The organism is Novosphingobium sp. BL-A-41-Hi4A-0G, from assembly GCF_055521735.1.
In genome coordinates, this window is sequence record NZ_CM145501.1 from 2,770,674 (window position 1) to 2,790,297 (window position 19,624).

The following is a 19,624-nucleotide window of genomic DNA, read 5'->3' on the forward strand; positions in this document are numbered from 1 at the left end:
TGCGCTCCACCCTTTTTCCAGGGGTGGCCCCGTCAGGCAGGCCGGACGAGAAGGCAGGTTCCTTCAGGGGCGAAGGCAATCGCCGCGATGCCTGAAGCCAAGGCGCATTGTCCGACATCGACTGTCTCACCTGCGACTGCGACCGCCTCGCTCACCGGGATCACGAGACAGGGTCCGGCATAGCCCCCCCTGACCCGGTCCGAGGGTTCACCGATTACGCAATCGGCTGTGAAGTACTTGCCGTTTGCAAGTTCGGACGCGGCGGCGAGCGTGTCATGGCGGCGAAGGTCAGACTTGTAAGGCTCGCCCTTGGCCACGGCGATGCTCTTGTCGAGATGGAGTTCGCGCGGGCGGCCGTAGTCATAGAGGCGATATGTGATGTCGCTGTTCTGCTGGATCTCGATCAGGCTGATTCCCGCACCGATGGCGTGGACCGTGCCCGCCGGAATGTAGAAGAAATCGCCGCGCCTGACCGGGTGCCATTCCATCAGGCCTTCGATGCTGCCATCGAGCGCTGCGGCGCGCATGGCTGCGGCATCGAGCGGCTCGCCAAAGCCGATGCCGAGGCGTGCGCCCGGTTCGGCGTCGAGGACAAGCCAGCATTCCTCCTTGCCGCAATCATTCTCGCTCAGCGCTTCGGCCTGGGCATCGCTGGGGTGGACCTGCACCGAGAGCTTTTCGCTGGTGAAGATGTACTTCACCAGAATCGATGAAAGCTCGGGCGGCGGTTCGAACCAGATCTCGCCAATGCTCCGGCCGCTTTCGGCTTCGAAAGGCGGGGGCAGGATGTCCTTGCCCCAGGGCTTCTCGACCATGCGCCGGGGCAACAACGTCACTGGTTCGCAGCTCCCGAAAGCTTGCCCACGCCTTGCGCCCCTTCGGGCGTGCAGACGAGGACCTCGTCGCCATCGACGACGATCATGAGGTTCGACGCGCCCACCACCGAAACGCGGGGGCCGTCACTCATAACGAGTACGTTGCTGCAATCCTTCAGTTCCGCCCGCCCGCGGACGGAATTGCCCGCTTCGTCGCGCTCCTGCGCTTCGTGGAGCGCCTGCCAGTTGCCGATGTCGGACCACGCCATCGTAGCCGGGACCATGGCCGCACGGTCGGTGTTTTCCATGACCGCGTAATCGACGGATTCGCTTGGCACCTTGGCGAAGGCCGCACCATCGGGATGGAAGCGCATGCCATCGGCTGTGCCCTTGGTCACCGCTTCCCGCACTGCGGCAAGGATCTGCGGGCGGTGACGGCCCAGTTCTTCAAGAAAGGTCCCGACCTGGAACGCGAAGATGCCGCCGTTCCAGGCGTATTCGCCGCTGGTCAGGAACTCCATCGCGCGGGAAAGATCGGGCTTTTCGACGAAGCGCTCGACCTGTCTGCCGCCCGACCCTTCGATCACCGGCCCCTGCTTGAGATAGCCGAAGCCGGTCTCAGGCGCCGTGGGGACGATGCCGAAGGACACGAGCCAGCCAGCCCGCGCCAGCGTAGCAGCCTCGTGCGCAGCGGCGCGGAAGGCGTCGCAATCACCGATATGATGATCGCTCGGGCAAACGAGCATCACCGCGTCTTCAGGCAAGGTCAGCGCGGCAAGCGCAATCGCAGCAGCGGTATTGCGCGCCTCGGGCTCCACAATGATGTGGGTATGCGCAACATCGGGAAGCTGCTCTTCGACATGCGCGAGGTGGGCAGCGCCCGTGACCACGACGGGATCACCGAAGCCATCTGCCGCGGGGCAGCGCAGCACGGTGGCCCGGAACAGGGTATCTTCGCCCACCAGAGGAAGGAACGGCTTGGGCTTCACCTTGCGAGAGCGGGGCCACAGGCGGGTGCCACTGCCACCGCACAGAATCACAGGAACTGTCTGGGTCATCGACTGCCTTGATATGCCTTGCTGCAGCGCAGCGCGAACCTTTTACTAGCGGGTGGAGTCCAGCCTTGCCAGCAATTCTCGAACTGAAGTGGTGGCAAAGCCAACCGCGCTGTCGGAGATGCCGTAAGGCACAAGCAATTGGTCCTCCACTAGCAGAGCACCGCAGGTATAGACGACGTTCGGAACATAGCCGAAGCGATCGGCGTCTATCGCGGTGAGCAGCGGCTTGCTTGATCGGGCAATGACTTTCGACGGATCGTCCCGGTCAAGCAGCGCACACCCGAGTGCATACTTGCGCATCGCGCCAACGCCATGAGTCAGCAGGAGCCAACCTTCATCGGTCAGGATCGGGCTGCCGCAGTTGCCGATCTGGACAAATTCCCATGGGAATTCAGGCTCCATTAGCAAGACGCCGTCGTCGTCCCAGCGATCGAGGTTGTCCGAGCGCAGCAGGAAGAGGTTCTTTCCGTCCTGTCGCCCGACCATGCAATACTGCCCGCCAATCTTCTGCGGGAACAGCGCCATGCCCTTGTTGCGACCTGCCCTTCCGAAGATCGGCTCCAGCACGATAGAGCGAAAATCGCGCGTACGCAGCAGTTCCGAGCGGATCGCCGAACCCGAATAGGCGGTATAGGTGCCGATCCATTCGTAGTCACCGCCGCCATGATCAAACCGCACAAGCCGCAGGTCCTCGAGCCCGCCGCGCTGCTGCTCTGTCACCGGGAAGACCACGCTGTTCGACAGCGTGCTTTCCATGTGCCGATGGAGCGTGACCGCACAGTCTTCGCCCTTGCACACGGTCAGGCTGTCATCAGGCAGCATGGCCGTGGCGAAGTGGCTTTGCGGCCAGAGTTCGAACGCGCCATCGGGCAGTGTAATGCCTTCTCGGAACACGATCGAGCTGATGTGCCCCTCGCCCACAGCGCGCAGGCTCATCACGAAGCGCACTGCGCCGCCGCCCATTCCCGTCTGGTCGGGATGGGGCACGATGCTTGGATTCATCAGCGCCGCGGCAGCATAAGTGTATTCGTGGCAGAAGTAGGCCCCGATCAACCGCTTGCGCCGGATCGAAAGACCCGAACCGTCAAGGTGCAGCACCGCCTCGATCTGGCGGTAGCGCTCCTCGAACAGTTGCTCGGTCTGCCAATGACGTTCCTCGAAATCGTGAAGGACGCGGGCGTATTCCTCGTCCGCCTCCTCGGATGTCAACGAGACGACATCGGACACGAGCTTGCGCGCCCGGGCACCGGAGCCCCCCGGACCCTGCCACCCAAGATGAAACGGACGAAGCACGACCCGCGATGGATCGGCGTGAAGCCTCTGTTCAAGCACCCGCAAGCTGCTGCGTACCCTTGCTGTTGATCTTCAAGGCAATGGTATCAGAGGCATTAGGTTCCTGAGTGCCAGGCATTGTTCGCGGACGACGAGCGATTGCGGCCAGCGCATAGTGCGCAAGCTGGAACGCCAGGATCGATTCCGCGCCGCAATTGAGATTGACGCCCTGCGGAGTCACGCCGTCACGGCAGCGTCCCGTAGTGATGTCGCCCAGCACTTCGCCACGGTCATTTCCGCCGAGGAACCAGCGATAGGCGGTCTCGGCATGGCGCAACCACCCTGCGTCTCCGGTGACGGCATATGCCGCCGCGGCAGCGTCGACTGCAGCCCACGCTTCGAGCGGTTGCTGGTCGAAAGGCAGGTTCTGGTAGGGCTTGCCGAACGTTTCGGATCCGACCGCGCGGAAGTGTCCCTGCGCCGAAATCTGCTGGCGGGCGATGAAGCGCAGCGAGGACAGACCGCCTTCGACCCAATCCTCACGGTTCATCACCCGCCCGGCGCCAATCAGCGCCTGCGACAGGCGGGGATTGTCGTAACCGAGCACCGCTTCGAACCAGGCCCAGTCGGGACGTCGTCCCGCCTCTAGCAGGTTGGCCAGCAGTTCGCCGCCATGTCGCAGGCTTTCGCGCGCGCCGGCATGGCCGGGATTGGCGCGTAGGGCTTCGATGCAGCCGAGCATGACGAACGCCACCGTGCGCGGCGCTTCCATCGCAGCGACGGGGGCAAGCGCAATATCGAACCACTGCGCGGCCCAATGGCGCAGGCCTTCATCAGGCGCGTTGTTCATCGCGCCACCAAGGGCCCAGACGGTACGGCCGTTGCTGTCACCCGATCCAACCGGCTCGCACCATGTCCGGTCAAAGTTCATGAAGTTGCGGAAAGCGCGACGGTCAGGGTTCCAGGCGTGCTGGATGAACGAGGCGTAGACCGTGGCCCAGCGCTGCCGCTCGGCCAGCGGCACGGCATCGGCCACGCCCATCAGCATCAGCGCGCGCACGTTGTCATCAAGGCAATAGCCGTGGCGGCGGTCGGGCACGGTGCCGATCGAATGCTGGAAGATGCCGGTGCTGTCACTCATCGCGGTGACGCCGAAGAAGCCGGGGGTCGCGAGAAGCGGCGCATTACGTACTGGGCGCACCACGACACTTTCCACCAGCGCACGCGCGGCAGCGGCGAACCGCGGCCAGATCGTCTCGCGGCCCTTGGTCCACGCGCGATGCTGCACGGCGCGCAGCTCGTCCGGATCATCGAGCAGGCGGTTGACCGCTGCAGCGATGACATCGGCCTGGCGCGGCTCGACCAGCACGCCCACGCCACCGGCCAGAAGTTCGCGAGCGTGGACATAGGGCGTCGAGACCACGGCCTTGCCCAGCGCCACGGCATAGCTCAGCGTGCCCGAGGTCGATTGCTGCATGTTCGGATATGGCGTGAGATAGATATCGCAGGCCTCGATCTGATCGAGCAGTTCGCCGAGGTCGAGAAAGCGGTTGTCCCACTGCACGTTGTCCCCGACGCCAAGGCTCTCGGCAAGCGCGGCAAGGCCTTCACGGTAGCTCTCGCCCTCGGTGGCAACGAGATTGGGGTGCGTCGCGCCGACGATCCGATAGACCACGTCGGGATGGTTCTCGACGATGGCGGGCAGCGCCTCGATCACCGTTTCGAGCCCCTTGCCGGGACCCAGCAGGCCGAATGTCATCATCACGCGGCGGCCTTCGAGACCCAGCCGCGCCTTGCGGTCCGACGTGTTACGCAGCGGGCGATCCGGCGCGCCATGCGGGATCACCGCGATGCGCTCGGCCTGGACCCGGTAGAGGGTCTGCAACAGCCCCATCGAGTGCTGCGACATGACCATCACCCGCGAAGCCCGACGCAGGAGATGCTCGATGACCTCGCGCTGACGGGCTGACGGTTCGGCCAGCACGGTGTGGAGCGTGACGATCAGCGGTGCCGCCACGCGGTCGACCAGTTCGAGCACCATGTCACCAGCCTCGCCGCCAAATATGCCGTACTCGTGCTGGAGCCAGACGGCGTCGACGCCATCCTCGTTCATGCGGCGCGCGGCGGCGCGGTAATCGTCGGCGCAATCGGCGCGGATCACGCTGCGCGCAGGGCCATAAGTCAGCGGCGAGCGTGGATCGTCGATCACATGCAGATCGACGGCCACTTCGCTGTGGTGCGCGGCCAGTTGCTCGTAGATGTCAGTGGTGAAAGTCGCGATGCCACACTTGCGTGGCGCAAAGCCGCCAATGAGGGCAACCCGGCAGGCGGGCGCGCCCTGCGTACGGCGCAAGAAGGACAGGACGCCGGGAGCCGAGGTCTCACCTGGTCCGGACGCGAAGTCGATGGTGGTCATGGCGTGCTGGTCTTCCGAATAGCTGAAGCAACCACGAAGGCGCGGAAACTTTACTCTCGATGAACCAACGCAGCGGGGGCGATCCGGTTGCATTGCGATGCAACAAGAATGCCGCGCCAATCGCGCAGCCTGCCGCAAATCCCTGTCATTCCATCATTATTGTGATTCGAGACCACTGCGCGCCCTGAATGCAGCGCAGCATAATCGGCGTCAAGGCGCGAACCAGCGCTGCTCCCAGCCGTAAGTCGAGGCTACCGGCCTTCCTTCTGCATCGGTCGCAGGACGGAAGCGGAAGCGCTCGCTGGCAAGGTGGCAAGTCACCGCGTCGGCCTCGGGGACACCGCTGGCCCGCCACACGCGGCACCCCGTAACCCGCCCCTCGGCGCTGACCTCAAGCAGGATGACGACGCGCTTCCCGATGCGCTCCTGCTGGCTCTTCGTCGGGTAATCGCGGGTCGAACGGATATCGCCGGCGATTTTCTCAGCCTTGCGAGCGAGCCCCCCACCCGAGCCGTTGCCACTGGCTCCGCTCCCCGTCCCCATACCCTCGCCACCCCCGCCGGTGCCCTGACCCTGCGCCGCAGCGCCCGAGCGGACATCGTTGCCGGTGGAAGCGACAGGCGGCGCGGGTTCGGGACGCGAAGGAAGCCGGGCGCGGGCGACGACGGGCTTGGCCTTTGCCTTGCGGCCTTCCTCTCCCGATGCGCCTGCGGGTTCCGGCGTCGTGGGAGTGGGGCTGGGCTTGGGCTTTTCGAGAGGGACGTCGAAGGTGCGCGTGGTGAAAGGATCGGCCTCGGTCCCGGTCATCGCGGGCACTCCGCCGAAGCCATGGATGACGCCCCACAGCACAAGCAGATGCAGGCACAGCGCAAGCGTTGCAGGCAGCGCCCGGTCACGCCCGTTCTTGCGCCGGACGGCAAAGGGTTGCGAATCCGGCGAAGCGATGTGTCCCATAGCCCCCGAAAACCTCCGACCCCGACCTTCGATCCCGGGTCGCTCGCATGTTAGACGGTTTGTCCGGCAGCGGAAGGGCAAGGTTCAGGATTCGAGCAGACTGTCCTTCCGGGCCAGACTGACCAGTCTGAGGCCATGGGCCGCAGCCTGTTCCACGGCAAGGGTCGAGGCGGCCGAGATCGTCACGAGCAACGGCACACCCGCGATCACCGCCTTCTGCACCAGCTCGAAACTGCAGCGTGCAGTCAGCAGGATGAAGTGTGCCGAAACGTTGAGGCCAGCACGAGCAGCCGCGCCCAGCAGCTTGTCGAGCGCGTTGTGGCGGCCGACGTCCTCGCGCACCAGCACGATCGTGCCATCCGGCGTGCAGAGCGCGGCGGCATGGGCAGCGCCGGTCGCCCGTCCCAGAACCTGATGCTCGCGCAGCGCCGAAGTGGCGCGGAACATCGCATCCGGACTAACCTCGATCCGCGATATCACTGGGACCAGCGGTCGCATGACCTGTTCGAGGCTTTCGATGCCGCACAACCCGCAACTACCCTCGGCCAGACGCAGGCGGGCGCGTTCGAGCAGGGGGGCAGCACCCGATGCGGCGAGTTGCACGCGCAGCATCCAGCCACCGGCTTCGACTGGCGCGGCCTGTGCGGAAAGGAACTCGGCAGGCGATGCAATGAGCTGTTCCGACAGGCAGAAGCCCAGCGCGTAGTCTTCAAGGTCGGTGGGCGTGGCCATCATCACCGCGTAGCCAAGGCCATTGATCTCGACGGCGACGGGCGCCTCGTCGATCACGTCGCGAGAGATGCTGCGCGCCGGGGAGCCATCGGCGAAGTGCTCGCGGAAGCCGACCTCGCGCGCACCTTCAACCGGCATCAGCCACCCGCGCCGCCTGCACCCGCTGCATGGCCTCGGCCGCCACCGGATCGAGCCCAGCGCCGCCTTCGGCCAGCAGCATGTCGATCATGCGCGGCGTCCAGAACGCGGTGATGTGATCGGCGACAGCAGCGACGGGCTTGTCATCATGCACCAGATTGCGCGCGATCTGGTTGGCCATGTAGGCGAGCTTTTCAACTGTGTGTCCACTCATTCGGCAGGCTCCATCGCGCCTTCGTGGCCGACGATACGGCGCGAGAGCGTGGCTTGCGCCTCATAGTCCTCCTGCCACTCGGTGGGGCCGTTGGAGGGCGTGATCTGCACCGCCGTGACCTTGTATTCGGGGCAGTTGGTGGCCCAGTCCGAATAGTCGGTGGTCACCACGTTGGCCTGCGTCGCCGGGTGGTGGAAGGTGGTATAGACCACGCCGGGAGCGACGCGATCGGTCACCAGCGCCCGCAGCGTGGTTTCACCCGAGCGGCTGGCGAGCTTCACCCAGTCGCCGGATTTGAGGCCACGGTTCTCGGCATCGGTGGGATGGATTTCGAGCAGATCCTCCTCATGCCAGACCACGTTCGCCGTGCGCCGCGTCTGCGCGCCGACGTTGTACTGGCTGAGGATGCGCCCGGTGGTGAGCAGCAGCGGAAAGCGCGGGCCGGTACGCTCGTCGGTCGGTACGTAGTCGGTCACCACGAACTTGCCCTTGCCCCGAACGAAACCATCGATGTGCATGATCGGGGAGCCATCGGGTGCCTTGTCGTTCACGGGCCACTGCAGCGACCCCTCGGCATCCAGCCGCTTGTAGTTCACGCCCGAGAACGTCGGCGTCAGCCGCGCAATCTCGTCCATGATCTCGCTGGGGTGAGTGTAGTTCCAGTCCAGCCCGATTGCGCGGGCCAGTTCCTGCGTGACCTGCCAGTCCTCGTAGCCGTGCCCCTTTGGTCCATTTAGGGGCTCCATCACCTTGCGCACCGGCTGGATGCGGCGTTCGGCGTTGGTGAAGGTGCCGTTCTTTTCGAGGAAGGTCGATCCCGGCAGGAACACGTGCGCGTAGTTCGCGGTCTCGTTGAGGAACAGGTCGTGGACGATCACGCATTCCATCGCGGCAAGGCCCGCCGCCACGTGTTTGGTATCGGGGTCGGACTGCAGGATGTCCTCGCCCTGGATGTAGATCGCCTTGAACTGCCCGTCGGTTGCGGCATCGAGCATGTTGGGAATGCGCAGGCCCGGTTCGGGATCGATCTTCACGCCCCATTCGGCCTCGAACAGGTCCCGCGTCGCCGCATCCGAGACATGGCGGTAGCCGGAAAGCTCGTGCGGAAAAGAACCCATGTCGCAGGCACCCTGCACGTTGTTCTGCCCGCGCAAGGGATTCACGCCCACGCCGCGTCGGCCGATGTTGCCGGTCGCCATGGCAAGGTTGGCGATGGCCATGACGGTAGAGGAGCCCTGGCTGTGCTCGGTCACGCCAAGACCGTAGTAGATCGCCCCATTGCCGCCCGTGGCATACAGGCGCGCAGCTCCGCGAATGGCTTCGGGATCGACGCCGATTACGGGCGAGAGAAATTCGGGACTGTTGCGCTCTGCCGAGACGAATTCAGCCCAGTGCTGGTATTCATCCCAGTCGCACCGCTCGCGGATGAAAGCTTCGTTGGCGAGGCCTTCGGTCACGATCACGTGCGCAATCGCGGTAAGGATCGCGACATTGGTGCCGGGGCGCAGCGGCAGGTGGTAGTCCGCCTCGATATGCGGTGAGCGGACCAGATCGGTGCGGCGCGGATCGATCACGATCAGCCTGGCACCCTGCCGCAAGCGCCGCTTCATGCGGCTGGCAAAGACGGGATGCCCGTCAGTGGGGTTGGCGCCGATCACGAGGATGACGTCGCTGTCCTCGACGCTGTCGAAGTCCTGCGTGCCCGCCGAGGTGCCGAACGTGGTCTTGAGGCCATAACCGGTGGGCGAGTGACACACCCGCGCGCAGGTATCGACGTTGTTGGTGCCGAACCCGGCGCGAATCAGCTTCTGGACGAGGAAGGTCTCCTCGTTGGTGCAGCGGCTGGAGGTGATGCCGCCCAGCGCATTGCGCCCAAAGGTATCGCGGATGCGGTTGATCTCGCGCGCCGCGTAAGTCAGCGCCTCTTCCCACGAAACCTCGCGCCAAGGCTGGTCGATGGACTCGCGGATCATCGGCGAGAGGATGCGCTCCTGATGCTGGGCATAGCCCCAGGCGAAGCGGCCCTTGACGCAGGAGTGGCCGCGGTTGGCCTTGCCGTCCTTCCACGGCACCATGCGTACGAGTTGCTCGCCGCGCATCTCGGCGCGGAAGGTGCAGCCGACGCCGCAATAGGCGCATGTGGTGACCACCGCGCGCTCGGGCTTGCCGATTTCCTTGACCGCCTTTTCCTGCAAGGTCGCGGTCGGGCAGGCCTGCACGCAGGCACCGCACGAAACGCATTCGGAGGACAGAAAATTGTCGGAGGCGAGGCCCGCAGAAACCTTGCTCTCGAACCCGCGCCCCTCGATGGTCAGCGCCAGCGTGCCCTGCACTTCGTCGCAGGCGCGCACGCAGCGCGAGCAGACGATGCATTTAGAAGGATCGAAATCGAAGTAGGGGTTCGAGATGTCCGGTCTTTCGCCCAGATGGTTCTCGCCCTCATAGCCATAGCGCACGTCGCGCAGGCCCACGGCGGCAGCCTGATCCTGCAACTCGCAATCGTTGTTGGCGCTGCAGGTCAGGCAATCGAGTGGGTGGTCGGAGATGTAGAGTTCCATCACCCCCTTGCGCAGCTTCTGCAGGCGCGGGGTCTGGGTGCGGACCTTCATGCCTTCCGAGACAGGGGTGGTGCAGGATGCTGGCGTGCCGCGCATTCCATCGATCTCGACAAGGCACAAGCGGCACGAGCCGAACTGCTTGAGGTTGTCGGTTGCACAAAGCTTCGGGATCGAACCGCCGGTCAGCGCAGCGGCGCGCATCACCGTGGTGCCAGCGGGCACGGTAACCTCGCGCCCGTCGATCTGGCAGGTCACTTCTGTGTCGCTGCGGACTTCCGGGGTGCCGAAATCGGCCTGGCGTTCATAACCCATGGGATCGCTCCTCGGCGGTCATCAGGTCCGCCGGTGTATTGATATTAGCAGGATTTTCGGAAAAGCGCACCGCCCGCGCCCCGATGCTTGTTGCGAAGGCGCGCATGGAATGACGACCATCGCTGGTCAGCAGGGCATCGAGCGTGGCCGAGGCGCTGGCTGGCCACAGCCCGATTACAGGCTGGCTTTCGCAATAGGCAGGTGCCGGGGCCAACTGCGCCACCAGATCGTCGGCCAGTCCCACGCTGTCGACCGAGCAGGTCAGCACATCGTCATACCCCGCATCGCAGGCATGATGGAGCGCGGCGGCAATTCCGCCCAGCGGCCCCATATCCGCGCGCGGCCAGTCGGGCAGCGTCGGCGCAGGCGCATCTTCACGTCCGACGACGATCACCGCATCGCACTGCGCCTCCAGTGCCTCGACCGCCCGCGCCAGCAGCGTACGCCCACCCAGCTCCGCCAGCGCCTTGTCGCTGCCGAAACGCGTGGACCGGCCACCGGCGAGGACTGCGCCGAGGATCATGGCGCAACAGTTGCGTTGGCATGCTTCGACAAGCTCAGCATGAGCGGGGTAAAGGTGACAGGTCCAACCAGACCCCGCTCATCCTGAGCCTGTCGAAGGATGTCCGCGCGCCCCATCACTCCGCCGCTTCCTTCGTCCCATCCGCGCCGAAATCCTCGGGGAAGTTGCGCAGCGCCGACAGCACCGGATAGGGCGTGAAGCCGCCCAGAGCGCAGAGCGAGCCGAACTTCATCGTCTCGCACAGGTCTTCGAGCAGAGTGATTTCGTCGGCCAACGAACGCTCGACCTTTTGAGCGTTGTGCATCTGCGGCAGCGCCTCGACCTTGTCGGGTGCGCGCCCGGAGCGCGCGCGGATGCGGTCGATCAGCTCGACGCCCCGGGTGGAGCCGATGCGACAGGGCGTGCACTTGCCACAGGATTCGGCGGCGCAGAATTCCATGGCGAAACGGGCCTGTTTGCTCATGTCTGCCGTATCATCGAACACGGTGATCCCTGCATGGCCGATCAGGCCATCGGCCTCGGCAAAGGATTCGTAATCGAACGGCAGGTGGAAGTCGGCAGGCGAATGATAGGCCCCAAGCGGCCCGCCCACCTGCACCGCGCGCACCGGACGGCCCGAAGCCGTGCCGCCGCCCACGGTCATCACCAGCTCGCCCAGCGTCACGCCAAAGCCCACTTCGAACAACCCGCCGTGCTTCACGTTGCCCGCGATCTGGATCGGCATCGTGCCCTTGGACCGGCCGAAGCCCACCGCCGCATAGGCCGCAGCGCCATTGGCCATGATCCACGGCACCGCTGCCAGCGTCAGCACGTTGTTGACCACGGTCGGCTTGCCAAACAGGCCTTCCAATGCAGGCAATGGCGGCTTGGCACGCACTTCGCCGCGCTTGCCTTCAAGGCTGTTGAGCAGCGAGGTTTCCTCGCCGCAGACATAGGCGCCCGCGCCCACGCGTACTTCCAGTTCGAACGGCGCCACCAGATGCGCCGAGGCCCGCACCGCCGCCTGCATCTTGGCAATCGCGTGCGGATACTCGCTGCGGATATAGACGTAGCCCTTCTGCGCGCCGACGGCATGGGCGGCAATCGCCATGCCTTCGACCAGCATGAAGGGATCGCCCTCCATCACCATGCGGTCGGCAAAAGTCGCGCTGTCACCCTCGTCGGCGTTGCAGACCACGTACTTGCGGTCTGCCTGGGCCTTGGCGACGGTCGTCCACTTGATCCCCGCCGGGAAACCTGCCCCGCCGCGCCCGCGCAGGCCGGACTCGGTCACTTGCGCAATGGTAGCCTCCGGCCCGATCTCGCGCGCCCTGGCGAGGCCCTGCCAGCCGCCATTCGCGGCATAGTCCTCAAGGCTCAAGGGCCGCGTCTTGCCAGCGCGCATGAAGGTAAAGCGCTGCTGCTTGGCAATGAAGGGATGATCCTCGATCCGCCCGATGGCCTTTGCCGACGTGCCCGCGAGTACAGCGTCGACATCTTCAGGCTCAAGTGGCCCGAAGCCCAAACCATCAATCTCGGCCAGCGGCTCCAGCCACTGCATGCCCCATGAAGACACGCGTTCGACCGTGCATCCCGACGCCACGAAAGCCGCCGCCACATCGTCCGCGCCGCAGGCAAGGGCAAGCGCGTCATCGCTGATCCGTACCAAGGTCATGCCAGCGCCTCCACCAGTGCGCCAAGCTTTGCCGCATCGAGCCGCGCGTGGACCTTGCTGCCGACCATCGCGTTCGGCCCGACCGAGCAAAGCCCGAGGCAATAGACTGTCTCGACCTTCACCCGCAGATTATCCGGCAGACCCGCCGCAAGCGCTTCCACACCGCGCGCCTGGCAAGCCTCGGCTCGGCAAAGCTTCAGCACGGGCCGCGCATCCGGCTCGGCATGAAAGTCATGATAGAAGCTGACGACGCCATGCACTTCGGCACGGCTGAGGTTCAGCGCCTGCGCAATAGCGCGCATCGCCTCTTCCGAAACGTAGCCATACTCGGCCTGCACATCGTGCAGGATCGGCAGGAGCGGTCCTTCGGCCGATGCGTGGGCGGCGATGATCTGTTGCAGTCGTTCCATTGCCTTGAATGCCTTGATCCGATGGAAGCGAAGGTCAAATCAAAAGTTCCGAAGCTTGATAGATAAAACCTATCACTCTTCAGCCAGACTTCGTGCAATCTCGACGGCCGCGCCCGCCATCGGGCTCAATGACACGCGATTGACGACGACAAGGCCGATCCGCCGCGTCTCTCCGGGATCGTCGAGCGGGCTGAACCGGGCCCAGTCGAGGCCAGCCAGCAAGGTAGCATAAGTGTCGGGAACGATGGTGCAGAAACCGCCGGAGCGGACCAGCTCGAACAAGGTCACATAGCTGTCAGCCACCGCGCGCGGAGTGATCGCGATGCCCGCTGCAGCCATCCGTCCGTCAAGGATACGCCTGAACTGCATGCCCTGGTGCAGAAGGCACAGCGGCTGCCGCGCCGCTTCCTGCCAGCTTGTCGGCGCGGCTGCATCAATTCCGGAACCGGCGCGCGAGACGAAGAGGTAGCGTTCGGCATGAAGGCCCACAGAGAGCACGTTGCCGGGCGGTTCGTGGTCGAGATAGGTAAGCCCGGCATCGCATTCGAAGGCGTTGAGCGAACGCTCGATCTCGCGCGACGTTGCCGAGCGTACCGACAGCGTCACGCCCGGATGTCGCGACAGGAGAGCTTCGCCAAAAAGGCCCACAAGGGGCAGCGCAGCCGGGATGGCAGCAAGCGAGAACTCGCCCGTCAGCACGGCCGAGCTCGCCGCGACCGAGCTGGACATGCTGGCCACCGCGCCAAGGATCTGCTCTGCCCAGGGCAACATTGCCTGGCCATGACTGGTCAACCCGAGAAACCTGCGATCGCGCTCAACTAACCGGTGACCCACCTCCTGCTCGAGCGCCGACAGTCCGGCAGAAAGCGTCGGTTGCGAAACGCCGCACTCTGCCGCCGCGTTGGCGAAGTGGCGCAAGCGGGCGATGGCAACGAAGTACCGCAACTGGCGTAGATGCATGCTGTCACCGACGGTGTAATAGGGCCGCTCTATCAACCCCGCTCATGAACAAGTGTCAATCGTACAGTCGCGCACCCATACTCGGCAGCCTCACCCAGATGCAGGGCCGGCTGCAGTCGCAGCGTCTCACCTGGTGAAATGCAAAATTTCGCTTTGCAGCTTTGCTAATTCACTTGAGCATGTTGCACTGAAATGGGCTAAGGGCGCCCGAGATCAAGACTCCGAAGGGATTCCAGCCGTGCAAGACACTCTCACCCGCCAGCGCGAAACGACTGCTCCTGCCAGCGCCGTCCGCACCGACTGGACACGGGAAGAGATCGCCGCGCTGTTCGACCTGCCGTTCACCGAACTGGTATTCCGCGCAGCTGAGGTTCATCGCCAGCACCACCGCGCTGGCGAAGTGCAGCTGTGCACGCTGCTCTCGATCAAGACTGGCGGCTGCCCCGAGGACTGCGGCTACTGCTCGCAGTCGGTCAAGGCCGACAGCGGCGTCGAGGCGACCAAGCTGATGGAAGTGCAGAAGGTGCTGCAGTCCGCCGCCCAAGCGAAAGACAACGGCTCGAAGCGCTTCTGCATGGGCGCGGCGTGGCGCAACCCCAAAGACCGCGACATGCCCGCGATCATCGCCATGGTGAAGGGGGTACGCGAGATGGGCATGGAAACCTGCATGACGCTGGGCATGCTCACGCCTTCGCAGGCCGCGCAGCTCGCCGAAGCGGGTCTCGACTATTACAACCACAACATCGACACCTCGCCCGAACGCTACGAGGACGTCATCACCACCCGCACTTTCGCCGACCGTCTCCAGACGCTGGAGAACGTGCGCAATGCCGGGATCAACGTCTGCTCGGGCGGCATCGTCGGGCTGGGCGAGACGCGCGCCGATCGCGTCGGCTTCGTCCATGCACTGGCCACGCTCGAACAGCACCCGGAAAGCGTTCCGGTCAACGCGCTCGTGCCGATCAAGGGCACTGTGCTGGGCGACATGCTGGCCGACACCCCGCTCGCCAAGATCGACGACATCGAGTTCGTCCGCACCGTCGCGGTTGCGCGCATCACCATGCCGCTGTCCATGGTCCGTCTTTCCGCAGGCCGCGAATCGATGTCCGAAGCCACGCAGGCGCTGTGCTTCATGGCAGGCGCCAATTCGATCTTCACCGGCGACAAGCTGCTCACTGCCGCCAACGCGGGCGACGATGCCGATGCTGCCATGTTCGCCCGCCTCGGCCTCAAGCCGATGGAAGGCGAAGAGCCGATGCGTGCCCAGAAGGCCGAAAATCTGAAGGCTGTCGGAGGCTGTTCGGGAGGCTGCGCGGCCTGATGGCTGGGAGCACCACACGCACCGGCTCGCTCTGGTCGGCGCACACCGCCGATCTTGCCGCATTGGGGGAAAAGGCGCGCCTGCGCAGTCTCGCACCTCGCCGCGGCATCGACTTCGCCTCGAACGACTACCTTGCGCTGTCGTCCTCGCCCCGGCTTGCGACGGCGGTGCAGGAGGCCATTGCGCGCGGGGTTCCGCTCGGCTCGGGCGGATCGCGCCTGCTGCGCGGCAACGATCCCGAGCATGAACTGCTGGAAGAGGAAGCTGCCCGCTTCTTCGGCACGGAATCCGCACTGTTCTTCTCGGCAGGCTATGCCGCCAACGTCGCTCTGCTTTCCACGCTCCCCCAGCGCGGGAACCTGATCGTCCACGACGAACTCGTCCACGCCTCGATGCACGAAGGCCTGCGCCTGACCCGTGCCACGGCGGTCAGCGCTACTCACAACGACGCGCAAAGCTTCGATGACGCCGCGCGCGAATGGCGGGCCAAGGGCAATACCGGCCGCATCTGGCTCGCCTTCGAGACGCTTTATTCAATGGACGGCGACATGGCTCCCGTAGCCGAAATGGCCCGCGTCGCCGAGCGCCACGAAGCAATCATGATCATCGACGAGGCTCATTCCACTGGCGTGTTCGGCCCGGACGGACGCGGCCTCGCCGCCAGCCTCGATGGTCGCCCCGACACCATCGTCCTACGCACGTGCGGCAAGGCGATGGGCTGCGAGGGAGCGCTCGTGCTTGGCCCCAAGGTCGTGCGCGATTTCCTCGTCAATCGCGGCCGCCCGTTCATCTTCTCGACCGCGCCCTCACCGCTGGTCTGCGCCGCCGTGCGCGAAGCGATCCGCATCATGGCCGACGAACCGCAACGCCGCGAAGCCTTGCGCGATCTCGTCGCCCATGCCGAGCAAGTGCTGGCCCCGCACGGCGCGCAGGCCACCGGCTCGCAGATCCTGCCGCTGATCCTGCACGAGGACGCGCGCACCATGGCGGTGGCCTCCGCGCTTCAGGCCAAGGGCTTTGACGTGCGCGGCATCCGCCCGCCGACCGTGCCGCAAGGCACCAGCCGCTTGCGCATCTCGCTCACCCTCAACGCCACCCACGAGGATGTAGATGCCCTCGGCGCAGCGCTGGCGGAGGCCCTGCAATGACCGCCTTTGTTGTTACCGGCACCGATACCGGCATCGGCAAGACGATCTTCTCGGCCGCGCTCACCGGCGCACTTCAGGCGCATTACTGGAAGCCCGTGCAGGCAGGGCTCGACGATGGCGCTGACCGTGATCACGTCGCGCGCCTGGCTGGCATTCCGGCAGGCAACGTGCTGCCCGAAGCCTATCGCCTCAACACCCCCTGCTCCCCGCACCGCGCGGCGGAACTGGATGGCGTGGTGATCGATCTTGCGAAATTGTCGCTGCCGAATGTCCGCCCGCTCGTGATCGAAGGCGCGGGCGGCGCACTGGTCCCGGTCACGCGCAACACGACTTATGCCGATGTCTTCGCCTGGTGGAACCTGCCGGTGATCGTCGTTGCCCGCACCGCGCTGGGTACGATCAACCATTCGCTGATGACGTTCGAGGCGCTGCGTTCGCGCGGCGTGCCGATCCATGGCGTCGCCTTCGTCGGTGATGCCAACGAGGACAGCGAGGCGACGATCAGTGCGATGGGCGAGGTCAGGCGCCTCGGGCGGCTGCCCATGCTTGAGCAGCTCGACGCCGAGAGCCTCGCCGCCGCCTTCGCGAAAAACTTTCGCAGCGAGGACTTCGCCTAGATTTCGTCATTCCCGCGCAGGCGGGAATCTAGCGACATACCAATTCGCGAAGCGACCGACTGCATCCCCGCCTGCGCGGGGATGACGAGATTCTTGCGGGTCAATCCTCGAAAATCGCCACGGCACGGGTCCAGCCTGCCGATGCCCCCCTGATCTTGTGCGGGAAGCAGCTGACGGTGAAACCGTGCGGCGGCAGCACTTCAAGGTTGTGCAGCTTTTCGAGGTGACAATAGCCAATGTCGCGCCCCGCCTTGTGGCCTTCCCAGATCAGCGAGGTATCGCCGGTTTCCTTGACCTTCTCGGCAGTGTGCACGAACGGGGCGTCCCAGCTCCAGGCGTCGGTACCGGTGACGCGGATGCCGCGCGAGGTCAGGTACATCGTCGCTTCATAGCCCATGCCGCAGCCGATGCTGACATAGTTGGGATTGCCCACAGCCTTGCCCGCAGCCGTGTTCACCAGCACGATTTCCAGTGGCTTCAGCTCATGCCCGATGCGCTTCAACTCGTCCTCGACGTCCTGCGCGGTGACGACATAGCCATCCGGGAACTGGGTGAAATCGAGCTTCACGCCCGGCTGGAAGCACCACTCGAGCGGAACCTCGTCGATGGTCATGGAAGGCTCGCCACCGTTCATCGTCGGGTGGAAATGCCATGGTGCATCGAGGTGCGTGCCGTTGTGCGTGGTCAGGGTCACGTTCTCGACTGCGGCAAAGCCCGCACCGTCCGGGGTATCCTCCGGAGTCACGCCGGGAAAGAAGAAGCCCAGTTCCGGCATGGTTTCCCCATGCTTCTGGTATTCGATCTTCGGGCGCAGGAACGGCGGGTCGGTGATGACATCGTTCTCGAGATAGATCGAAAGGTCGACGAAACGGCGGCTCATCAGATGTTCTCCCTTGCGCTTTCTCAGCGCTTGATCAGTTCGGCGCGCAGGCCTGCGGGCGTGACCACGAGGGCCAGCGCCGCGCCGAACGCGAGCTTGGCAAGCAAGGCGGGCAGCCAGTCAAGCTGTGTGGCCCCGCCCACAAGGAGGACAGCCCCCGCACCAGCCATTCCGCAAACCGCACCGAACACGCCACACAGGACAGCGCGGGGCAGGACTGCTGCCGGCAGGCGCGAAGCGCCCTGGATCACCGGGACCTTGCCTTGCCACAGCGCCTTGCGCACCATCAGACTTGGCACCAGCGTTGCCATCAGGCCGATCATGAAGCCTTGCGGGCCGAAGTCGAAGACATAGCCGCCCATGCCCCACACCGGCACTTTGCCACCGGTGCCGAACACCGCCACGAAGAAAGCAGCGCTCAAGGCGACGTTGATCGCAGTGCTGACGGCGGTTTCGCGGCGGATGTAGGCGGCAGGTTCCATTCAGGCAGTCGTACCGCCAAGGGTCTCGGCAAACCAGTCGGCAATCAGATCACGGCCATAGGCCATGTTGTCCGCGCCGACGTGCTCGACGCCACCCTCGCGCGCGGTGAAGATCACCTTCTCGCGACGCGGCGAATTGACGAGCTGGTCGTACAGGTCGTCGGCGTAGGACACGCTGATCTGGCGATCGTGCGCGCCATGGGTGACAAGGAACGGCACCTTGATGCGGTCCATGTGCCCGTTGAGGTTCATGTCGGTCGACTTCTCGAGGAACTCGTCCATGTCCTTGGCACCGAAGGCCCACATCACGTGCGCCCAATAGTGCGGCACGGGGTTCTCGCCCTCGCGCTTCATGCGCTTGTCCTGCACCTCGCGCCAGTTGTGGTTGGCACCCCACACAGCGCCGCTCGCAAAGCGCGGCTCATAGGCTACGGCGCGCGGGGCGAAATGGCCGCCGAGCGAAATACCGGTCATGCCGATGCGTTTGGGATCGACGTCAGCCTGCTGCTCCAGCCAATCGACCGCCTTGCTCGCCCAGCTTTCCGAATGGGGATCGACCGGCAGATCCTGCAGGCGCAGCGACTCGCCAGAGCCCGGCTGATCGACGCACAGCGTGGAAACGCCACGCCGCGCGAGCGCTTCGGGCAGGCGGCTCCAGTAGAGCAGCTCCTTGCAGCTATCGAGGCCGTTGCAATAGACCACCACCGGGTGCGGACCGGGGCCTTCGGCGCGGGTGTAGAGCGCAGGCATCGTGCCCTGCTCGAGCGGGATTTCCACCCGCTCGCGGTTGATCTTGCCCAGCGCAGTCGACCTGGCGAAGGCGTCGAGCGCCTTGGCGTAAGTCTCCTTGCGCCCCGGCGCGCCGTGGCCTTGCATGCGCTCGGCCACCAGCAGGTAGAGCGAGGCGCGCTCCAGCTTGTTCGAGGCGGAAAACGCACGGCCCTTTGCCTCGTCCTCGGCGGCGAGCTCGATCAGCTTGTCGCCATAGGACGCCCACTGCTTCATGAACATCGGCGTGCCGGCATCGCCGCCGTTGGCCGCGGCATCGATGATCGGCTGGCACATGTCGACGATCTCGCCGATCTGCCCGCCGCTTTCCATCGCGATCGAGACCGAGAGATTCCAGATGTAGTTCGGGAACGGTTCGTAAAGTGCCATGG

The 19,624-nt window shown here is 65.0% G+C and carries 18 protein-coding genes; 3 read left to right on the top strand and 15 right to left on the bottom strand.

Going from position 1 to position 19,624, the window contains the following annotated elements; genetic code table 11:
* Positions 1-32: 32 nt before the first annotated feature.
* The 12 genes from ACZ1JX_RS13350 to ACZ1JX_RS13405 form a co-directional block, all read right to left on the bottom strand.
* Positions 33-836 carry a class I mannose-6-phosphate isomerase gene (locus ACZ1JX_RS13350; RefSeq protein WP_465124009.1) on the bottom strand — a complete coding sequence of 268 codons (804 nt, stop codon included), beginning with the start codon at positions 834-836 and terminating at the stop codon, positions 33-35.
* Positions 833-1,873 (bottom strand): mannose-1-phosphate guanylyltransferase, encoded by a 1,041-nt coding sequence (locus tag ACZ1JX_RS13355; RefSeq protein WP_465124010.1) that lies wholly within the window; start codon positions 1,871-1,873, stop codon positions 833-835. The genes ACZ1JX_RS13350 and ACZ1JX_RS13355 overlap by 4 nt, the downstream gene beginning before the upstream one ends.
* 45 nt (positions 1,874-1,918) lie before the next feature.
* On the bottom strand, positions 1,919-3,211 hold the full coding sequence (locus tag ACZ1JX_RS13360) for a glycoside hydrolase family 130 protein (protein ID WP_465124011.1): 1,293 nt from the start codon (positions 3,209-3,211) through the stop codon (positions 1,919-1,921).
* Positions 3,198-5,561, bottom strand: a complete 2,364-nt coding sequence (locus ACZ1JX_RS13365; protein ID WP_465124012.1) for a glycosyltransferase family 4 protein — start codon at positions 5,559-5,561, stop codon at positions 3,198-3,200. Before ACZ1JX_RS13365 ends, ACZ1JX_RS13360 begins: the two co-directional genes overlap by 14 nt.
* A 210-nt stretch (positions 5,562-5,771) precedes the next feature.
* Positions 5,772-6,515: a TonB family protein gene (locus ACZ1JX_RS13370; protein WP_465124013.1), complete on the bottom strand. Its 744-nt coding sequence runs from the start codon at positions 6,513-6,515 to the stop codon at positions 5,772-5,774.
* Between the two features lie 84 nt (positions 6,516-6,599).
* Complete coding sequence (gene fdhD, locus ACZ1JX_RS13375; protein WP_465124014.1) at positions 6,600-7,385, bottom strand: formate dehydrogenase accessory sulfurtransferase FdhD; 786 nt, start codon at positions 7,383-7,385, stop codon at positions 6,600-6,602.
* Positions 7,375-7,599 carry a formate dehydrogenase subunit delta gene (locus ACZ1JX_RS13380; RefSeq protein WP_465124015.1) on the bottom strand — a complete coding sequence of 75 codons (225 nt, stop codon included), beginning with the start codon at positions 7,597-7,599 and terminating at the stop codon, positions 7,375-7,377. The genes fdhD and ACZ1JX_RS13380 overlap by 11 nt, the downstream gene beginning before the upstream one ends.
* Positions 7,596-10,469 (bottom strand): formate dehydrogenase subunit alpha, encoded by a 2,874-nt coding sequence (gene fdhF / locus ACZ1JX_RS13385; protein WP_465124016.1) that lies wholly within the window; start codon positions 10,467-10,469, stop codon positions 7,596-7,598. Before fdhF ends, ACZ1JX_RS13380 begins: the two co-directional genes overlap by 4 nt.
* Entirely contained in the window at positions 10,459-10,992 is a 534-nt protein-coding gene (mobA, locus tag ACZ1JX_RS13390) for a molybdenum cofactor guanylyltransferase (protein ID WP_465124017.1), read from the bottom strand. Before mobA ends, fdhF begins: the two co-directional genes overlap by 11 nt.
* A gap of 115 nt (positions 10,993-11,107) precedes the next feature.
* The gene (locus ACZ1JX_RS13395) at positions 11,108-12,646 is read right to left on the bottom strand and encodes an NADH-ubiquinone oxidoreductase-F iron-sulfur binding region domain-containing protein (RefSeq protein ID WP_465124018.1); all 1,539 of its coding nucleotides are present in this window, start codon (positions 12,644-12,646) and stop codon (positions 11,108-11,110) included.
* Positions 12,643-13,056, bottom strand: a complete 414-nt coding sequence (locus ACZ1JX_RS13400) for an NAD(P)H-dependent oxidoreductase subunit E (protein ID WP_465124019.1) — start codon at positions 13,054-13,056, stop codon at positions 12,643-12,645. The genes ACZ1JX_RS13395 and ACZ1JX_RS13400 overlap by 4 nt, the downstream gene beginning before the upstream one ends.
* A gap of 72 nt (positions 13,057-13,128) precedes the next feature.
* Entirely contained in the window at positions 13,129-14,052 is a 924-nt protein-coding gene (locus ACZ1JX_RS13405; protein ID WP_465124020.1) for a LysR family transcriptional regulator, read from the bottom strand.
* A 202-nt stretch (positions 14,053-14,254) separates the two neighbouring features.
* On the opposite strand from ACZ1JX_RS13405, the gene bioB reads away from it, so the two are divergent.
* The 3 genes from bioB to bioD are packed head-to-tail and all read left to right on the top strand — an operon-like array spanning position 14,255 to position 17,102.
* The gene (bioB, locus tag ACZ1JX_RS13410) at positions 14,255-15,337 is read left to right on the top strand and encodes a biotin synthase BioB (RefSeq protein WP_465124021.1); all 1,083 of its coding nucleotides are present in this window, start codon (positions 14,255-14,257) and stop codon (positions 15,335-15,337) included.
* On the top strand, positions 15,337-16,485 hold the full coding sequence (locus ACZ1JX_RS13415; RefSeq protein WP_465124022.1) for an 8-amino-7-oxononanoate synthase: 1,149 nt from the start codon (positions 15,337-15,339) through the stop codon (positions 16,483-16,485). The genes bioB and ACZ1JX_RS13415 overlap by 1 nt, the downstream gene beginning before the upstream one ends.
* Positions 16,482-17,102, top strand: coding sequence for a dethiobiotin synthase (gene bioD, locus ACZ1JX_RS13420; RefSeq protein WP_465124023.1), 621 nt, complete (start codon positions 16,482-16,484; stop codon positions 17,100-17,102). The genes ACZ1JX_RS13415 and bioD overlap by 4 nt, the downstream gene beginning before the upstream one ends.
* Before the next feature lie 100 nt (positions 17,103-17,202).
* Here bioD and ACZ1JX_RS13425 read toward each other — a convergent pair whose 3' ends face one another.
* Genes ACZ1JX_RS13425 through ACZ1JX_RS13435 form a run of 3 tightly spaced genes read right to left on the bottom strand, consistent with a single transcriptional unit; the run spans position 17,203 to position 19,622 of the window.
* Positions 17,203-17,982 carry a cyclase family protein gene (locus ACZ1JX_RS13425; RefSeq protein ID WP_465124024.1) on the bottom strand — a complete coding sequence of 260 codons (780 nt, stop codon included), beginning with the start codon at positions 17,980-17,982 and terminating at the stop codon, positions 17,203-17,205.
* Between the two features lie 23 nt (positions 17,983-18,005).
* The gene (locus ACZ1JX_RS13430; protein WP_465124025.1) at positions 18,006-18,464 is read right to left on the bottom strand and encodes a hypothetical protein; all 459 of its coding nucleotides are present in this window, start codon (positions 18,462-18,464) and stop codon (positions 18,006-18,008) included.
* Entirely contained in the window at positions 18,465-19,622 is a 1,158-nt protein-coding gene (locus ACZ1JX_RS13435; protein ID WP_465124026.1) for an alpha/beta hydrolase family protein, read from the bottom strand.
* Positions 19,623-19,624: the final 2 nt, after the last annotated feature.

What these genes read in the sequence shown, in the direction of transcription:
- ACZ1JX_RS13435 (WP_465124026.1), bottom strand. Translation starts at nt 19,622, where the DNA reads ATGGCACTTTACGAACCGTTCCCGAACTACATCTGGAATCTCTCGGTC.
- ACZ1JX_RS13355 (WP_465124010.1), bottom strand. Translation starts at nt 1,873, where the DNA reads ATGACCCAGACAGTTCCTGTGATTCTGTGCGGTGGCAGTGGCACCCGC.
- ACZ1JX_RS13430 (WP_465124025.1), bottom strand. Translation starts at nt 18,464, where the DNA reads ATGGAACCTGCCGCCTACATCCGCCGCGAAACCGCCGTCAGCACTGCG.
- fdhD (WP_465124014.1), bottom strand. Translation starts at nt 7,385, where the DNA reads ATGCCGGTTGAAGGTGCGCGCGAGGTCGGCTTCCGCGAGCACTTCGCC.
- fdhF (WP_465124016.1), bottom strand. Translation starts at nt 10,469, where the DNA reads ATGGGTTATGAACGCCAGGCCGATTTCGGCACCCCGGAAGTCCGCAGC.
- ACZ1JX_RS13400 (WP_465124019.1), bottom strand. Translation starts at nt 13,056, where the DNA reads ATGGAACGACTGCAACAGATCATCGCCGCCCACGCATCGGCCGAAGGA.
- bioD (WP_465124023.1), top strand. Translation starts at nt 16,482, where the DNA reads ATGACCGCCTTTGTTGTTACCGGCACCGATACCGGCATCGGCAAGACG.
- ACZ1JX_RS13395 (WP_465124018.1), bottom strand. Translation starts at nt 12,646, where the DNA reads ATGACCTTGGTACGGATCAGCGATGACGCGCTTGCCCTTGCCTGCGGC.
- ACZ1JX_RS13415 (WP_465124022.1), top strand. Translation starts at nt 15,337, where the DNA reads ATGGCTGGGAGCACCACACGCACCGGCTCGCTCTGGTCGGCGCACACC.
- ACZ1JX_RS13370 (WP_465124013.1), bottom strand. Translation starts at nt 6,515, where the DNA reads ATGGGACACATCGCTTCGCCGGATTCGCAACCCTTTGCCGTCCGGCGC.
- ACZ1JX_RS13380 (WP_465124015.1), bottom strand. Translation starts at nt 7,599, where the DNA reads ATGAGTGGACACACAGTTGAAAAGCTCGCCTACATGGCCAACCAGATC.
- ACZ1JX_RS13425 (WP_465124024.1), bottom strand. Translation starts at nt 17,982, where the DNA reads ATGAGCCGCCGTTTCGTCGACCTTTCGATCTATCTCGAGAACGATGTC.
- mobA (WP_465124017.1), bottom strand. Translation starts at nt 10,992, where the DNA reads ATGATCCTCGGCGCAGTCCTCGCCGGTGGCCGGTCCACGCGTTTCGGC.
- ACZ1JX_RS13365 (WP_465124012.1), bottom strand. Translation starts at nt 5,561, where the DNA reads ATGACCACCATCGACTTCGCGTCCGGACCAGGTGAGACCTCGGCTCCC.